General features: G+C 71.5%; 4 protein-coding genes. 3 read left to right on the top strand and 1 reads right to left on the bottom strand.

Features of this window, described 5'->3' with window-relative positions; all coding sequences use genetic code 11:
- Window positions 1-146 precede the first annotated feature (146 nt).
- Both ACFRCR_RS17320 and ACFRCR_RS17325 read left to right on the top strand, forming a co-directional pair.
- Window positions 147-1,553 (top strand): FAD-binding oxidoreductase, encoded by a 1,407-nt coding sequence (locus tag ACFRCR_RS17320; RefSeq protein WP_377679261.1) that lies wholly within the window; start codon window positions 147-149, stop codon window positions 1,551-1,553.
- Entirely contained in the window at window positions 1,550-2,824 is a 1,275-nt protein-coding gene (locus ACFRCR_RS17325; protein ID WP_377679263.1) for a class I SAM-dependent methyltransferase, read from the top strand. Before ACFRCR_RS17320 ends, ACFRCR_RS17325 begins: the two co-directional genes overlap by 4 nt.
- A gap of 78 nt (window positions 2,825-2,902) precedes the next feature.
- Here ACFRCR_RS17325 and ACFRCR_RS17330 read toward each other — a convergent pair whose 3' ends face one another.
- Entirely contained in the window at window positions 2,903-3,295 is a 393-nt protein-coding gene (locus ACFRCR_RS17330; RefSeq protein ID WP_377679265.1) for a nuclear transport factor 2 family protein, read from the bottom strand.
- A gap of 293 nt (window positions 3,296-3,588) precedes the next feature.
- Here ACFRCR_RS17330 and ACFRCR_RS17335 point away from each other — a divergent pair, with 293 nt between their 5' ends.
- On the top strand, window positions 3,589-4,068 hold the full coding sequence (locus ACFRCR_RS17335; protein WP_138825011.1) for an aromatic ring-opening dioxygenase LigA: 480 nt from the start codon (window positions 3,589-3,591) through the stop codon (window positions 4,066-4,068).
- Window positions 4,069-4,162: the final 94 nt, after the last annotated feature.

The raw sequence follows: 4,162 nt of genomic DNA on the forward strand, positions 1-4,162 counted from the left end.
GTCGAGACGATCAGGAACCGGTCGCCGTGCGCCCCGGTCTCGATGCCCGTGTCGAGCACGACGGACTCGTCCCGCAGGACGCCCCGCGGCGACTGTGATCCCGCTCACCGGTGGCGGCTTCGCCCGCCCGTCCTACAGTGGGTGAGGTGTCAGCCCCCGCGAACAGTGCCGTCCGTGGTGAGCACCAGCACGCGCAGGCCGTGGCCTCGTTGGTGCGCTCCGCCGCTGCCGTCGACCCCGGTCGCCCCTTGCGCCTCGCCAAGCGGACGACGAACCTGTTCCGTCCCCGGCGCCCGTCCCCTGGTCCCGGCCTCGACGCGTCGGGCCTGACGGGGGTGATCTCGGTCGACGACGCCGCGGGCACGGCCGACGTCCAGGGCATGTGCACGTACGAGGACCTGGTCGCGGTGACGCTGCCGCGGGGGCTGGTCCCGACCGTCGTCCCGCAGCTGCGCACGATCACGGTGGGCGGCGCCCTGGCGGGGCTCGGCATCGAGTCGAGCTCGCTGCGCAACGGCCTGCCGCACGAGGCGGTCCTCGAGATCGACGTCCTGACGCCGTCCGGCGAGCTCGTCACGGCCGGGCCCACGGGTGAGCACGCCGATCTCTTCCACGCGTTCCCCAACTCGTACGGGACTCTCGGGTACGCGACACGCGTGCGGCTGCGCCTGGACCGGACCGAGCCGTTCGTCGCGGTCCGCAACGTGCGCTTCGGGTCGGTCGCGGAGGTCGCCGCGGCGGTCGGCAAGATCGCGGCGGACGGCTCGTGGGAGGGGCAGCGGGTCGACTTCTGCGACGGGGTCCTGTTCGCCCCGGGCGAGGTGTACCTGTGCCTGGGCCGCTTCGCGTCGCGTATGGAGGCCCGGTCGCTCGCGCCGGCGCCGAGCGACTACACGGGGCAGCACATCTACTACCTCTCCGTGCGTGAACGTCCGCTCGACGTGCTGAGCACCCACGACTACCTCTGGCGCTGGGACACGGACTGGTTCTGGTGCTCGCGCGCGTTCGGCGTGCAGAACCCGGTGCTGCGCAGGCTGTGGCCGCGCCGGTGGCGACGCTCGGACGTCTACCGCCGGATCGTGGGCCTCGACGAGCGTCTGGACCTCACGGGCCGGCTCGCCGACCTTCGCCGTCGACCCCGCAACGAACGGGTCGTCCAGGACGTCGAGGTGCCCCTCGACCAGCTCGAGAGCTTCATGGCGTGGTTCACGGGCCACGTCCCCATGACGCCCGTGTGGTTGTGCCCCCTGCGGCTCGCCTCGCCCGAGCCGTGGCCGCTGTATCCGCTCGAACCGCACCGCGTGTACGTCAACGTGGGCTTCTGGGGCGGTGTCCCGATCGCCGAGGGCGGGCGTGACGGCGACGTGAACCGGCTGATCGAGATGGCGGTCGCGGTGCGGCACGGACACAAGTCGCTCTACTCGACCTCGACGTACGGGCGCGAGACGTTCGACACCCTGTACGGCGGCATCGACTACGCGGCCGTCAAGGACCGCTACGACCCGGCGGGACGCACGCCGACGCTCTACGAGAAGGCGGTGCAGGGAGCATGACGCAGATCGCGGTGGCCGAGGTCCTCGACGAGCTGGCGGACGGCCCGCTGCCGTTCGGGTTCAGCGCGTACGACGGGTCGAGCGCAGGTCCGCCCGACGCCGCGTTCCACGTGCACCTGGCGAACGAGCGGGGCCTGCGGTACGTCGCGACGTCGCCCGGCGGGCTGGGGCTCGGTCGTGCGTACGTCGCGGGCGACCTGCAGGTGGACGGGGTGCCGGGCGGGGACCCGTACCCGTTGCTCAAGGCGGCCGCGGACGGGCTGCGCCTGCGCCGCCCGAGCCCCGTGGAGGTGGCCCGGTGGGCGCGCGGTCTGGGCCTGGGCGTCCTGCGGCCTCCCGAGCCGCCTCCCGAGGAGCACCTGTCGCGCCTGCGCCGGCTGACCGAGGGGCTGCGGCACTCGCGACAACGGGACGCCGAGGCGATCAGCCACCACTACGACGTCTCGAACGCGTTCTACGAGCACGTCCTGGGACCGTCCATGACGTACACGTGCGCGTGCTTCCCCACGTCGCAGGCGACGCTCGAGGAGGCGCAGGAGCACAAGTACGCGCTGGTCGCGGGCAAGCTGGGCCTGCGCAGGGGCATGCGCCTGCTCGACGTCGGGTGCGGCTGGGGCGGCATGGTCCGGCACGCGGCGCGTGCGGGGGTGCGGGCGCTGGGGGTCACGCTGTCCCGGCAGCAGGCCGAGTGGGCGCAGGCACGGATCGAGGCCGAGGGGCTGGCGGACCTCGCGGAGGTCCGGTACGGCGACTACCGCGACGTGACCGACGGCGGCTTCGACGCCGTGAGCTCGATCGGGCTGACCGAGCACATCGGGGTCGCGAACTATCGCGCGTACTTCACGTTCCTCCAGGGTCGCCTGCGTGACGGCGGTCGGTTGCTGAACCACTCGATCACGCGCCCCACCAATACGGCCCGTCCCCGCGCGGGCGGCTTCATCGACCGGTACGTGTTCCCGGACGGGGAGCTCACGGGCTCGGGCCGGATCATCTCGACCATGCAGGACGTAGGTCTCGAGGTGCGGCACGAGGAGAACCTGCGCGAGCACTATGCGATGACGCTGCGCGAGTGGGGCGCGAACCTCACCCGGCACTGGGACGAGTGCGTGGCCGACGTCGGGATCGGCACGGCCCGCGTGTGGGGCTTGTACATGGCCGGGTCGCGGCTCGCGTTCGAGCGCAACGAGATCCAGCTCCACCAGGTGCTCGCGGTGCGCCCCGAGCCGGGCGGGGCGTCGGGCTTCCCGCTGCGCCCGGACTGGACCCCGTAGGCCCGACGGCGCCGCGTCCCTCTCCGGGGCGCCACCCGGTCGGGCGCGGGTCGGCCAGGGGCGCGCGACGGACCGGGGTCAGGACCCGTCGCGGGCCGCCGTGAGGTGCGTGTGCGCGCACCGCCACCCGTCGGCGCCCCGGACGAACACGTCGGTGATCCACTCGTCGGAGGCGAACGCGCGCCCCTGGTAGCGCCCGGTGTTGGTGCCGCGGCCGACGAGCACGGCGGCGCCGCCCAGCAAGCGGACGCTGCCGGTGATCTTGCTCATCGACTCGTGCGTGAGGTCGCCTGATCGCACGAGGGCCAGGAAGTCCTCCCGGGAGGTGGTGCCGTCCTCGCCGACGATCAGCCAGTCGTCGGTCATGAACCGGCCGATCGCGTCGGCGTCGTTGGCGACGATGGCGTGCCCCCAGTCCGCCTCGACGGCTTCCAGCTCGCCCTGCAGGTCGTGGTCGGTGTCGTGTCCCATGCCACCCTCCTGGTGCTCACGGGCCCGTTTCGCAGGGCCGCTCGGGACCTTCGTCCCGAGCCCGGGAAACCTTCGGCCCTACGCTCGGGAACGGCCCGTCCGGTCCCTTCTCCCGACATTGACACTCTGTCATCTCCGCGTGACGGAGGCCACAAAATCTCGCTTGTGAAGACGTTCACAAGGTCTGTAGGGTCGACTTATCGAAGCGCTCCCAGCATAGGGATCGCAACGAAGTTCGATCCTTTCGCACCTCATCTCAGGTCGCCTCGACCTCTTCTTCTGGGAGTCACACCATGAGCACCAGCACCGCTGGTCCCGCCCGCTCCGTCCGTCTCATCGGCCTCGTCACGATGATCGCAGGCCTCGTGCTGCTGCTCGCCGGCGCAGCCACCTGGGCCACCATCACCTCGCAGCTGGCCGCCGAGAAGATCACGGTCTCCGAGGACGCGTCGATGCTCGCCGGCTCGCCGGTCCGCGGCCCCTTCAGCGCCTACGCCCAGGCCGAGATCATCAACGAGCACGCGCTCAAGATGAGCGAGGGCAAGACCTACGCCGAGCTCGACAAGGAAGACCCGACCCGCGCGACGGTCATGAACGGCTCGTTCCTCCGCGCCTCGCTCTTCACCTCGGTGGTCTCCTACGGCGTCAGCGCACTGGTCATGGGCCTCGGTGTCCTGTTCGGCCTCCTCGGCTACGCCCTGCGTCGCATCGGAGCAGCCCCCGCACTGAGCGTCGGCACCGCGAACCCCACCCCTGAGGTCGTCAACGCCTGACGCAGCCCCACAGCAGCACCAGCACGACCAGCTCGGCAGATCACCCGGCAAGAATCTCCCGGCATGGTGAAGGCCCGACGAGCAACCGCTCGTC

The sequence above is a fragment of the Oerskovia sp. NPDC056781 genome (genome assembly GCF_042789955.1).
GTDB lineage: Bacteria > Actinomycetota > Actinomycetes > Actinomycetales > Cellulomonadaceae > Oerskovia > Oerskovia rustica.

Bases quoted from the DNA above. Each gene is read 5' to 3' on its own strand.
- ACFRCR_RS17325 (WP_377679263.1), top strand. From the start codon at position 1,550: ATGACGCAGATCGCGGTGGCCGAGGTCCTCGACGAGCTGGCGGACGGC.
- ACFRCR_RS17330 (WP_377679265.1), bottom strand. From the start codon at position 3,295: ATGGGACACGACACCGACCACGACCTGCAGGGCGAGCTGGAAGCCGTC.
- ACFRCR_RS17335 (WP_138825011.1), top strand. From the start codon at position 3,589: ATGAGCACCAGCACCGCTGGTCCCGCCCGCTCCGTCCGTCTCATCGGC.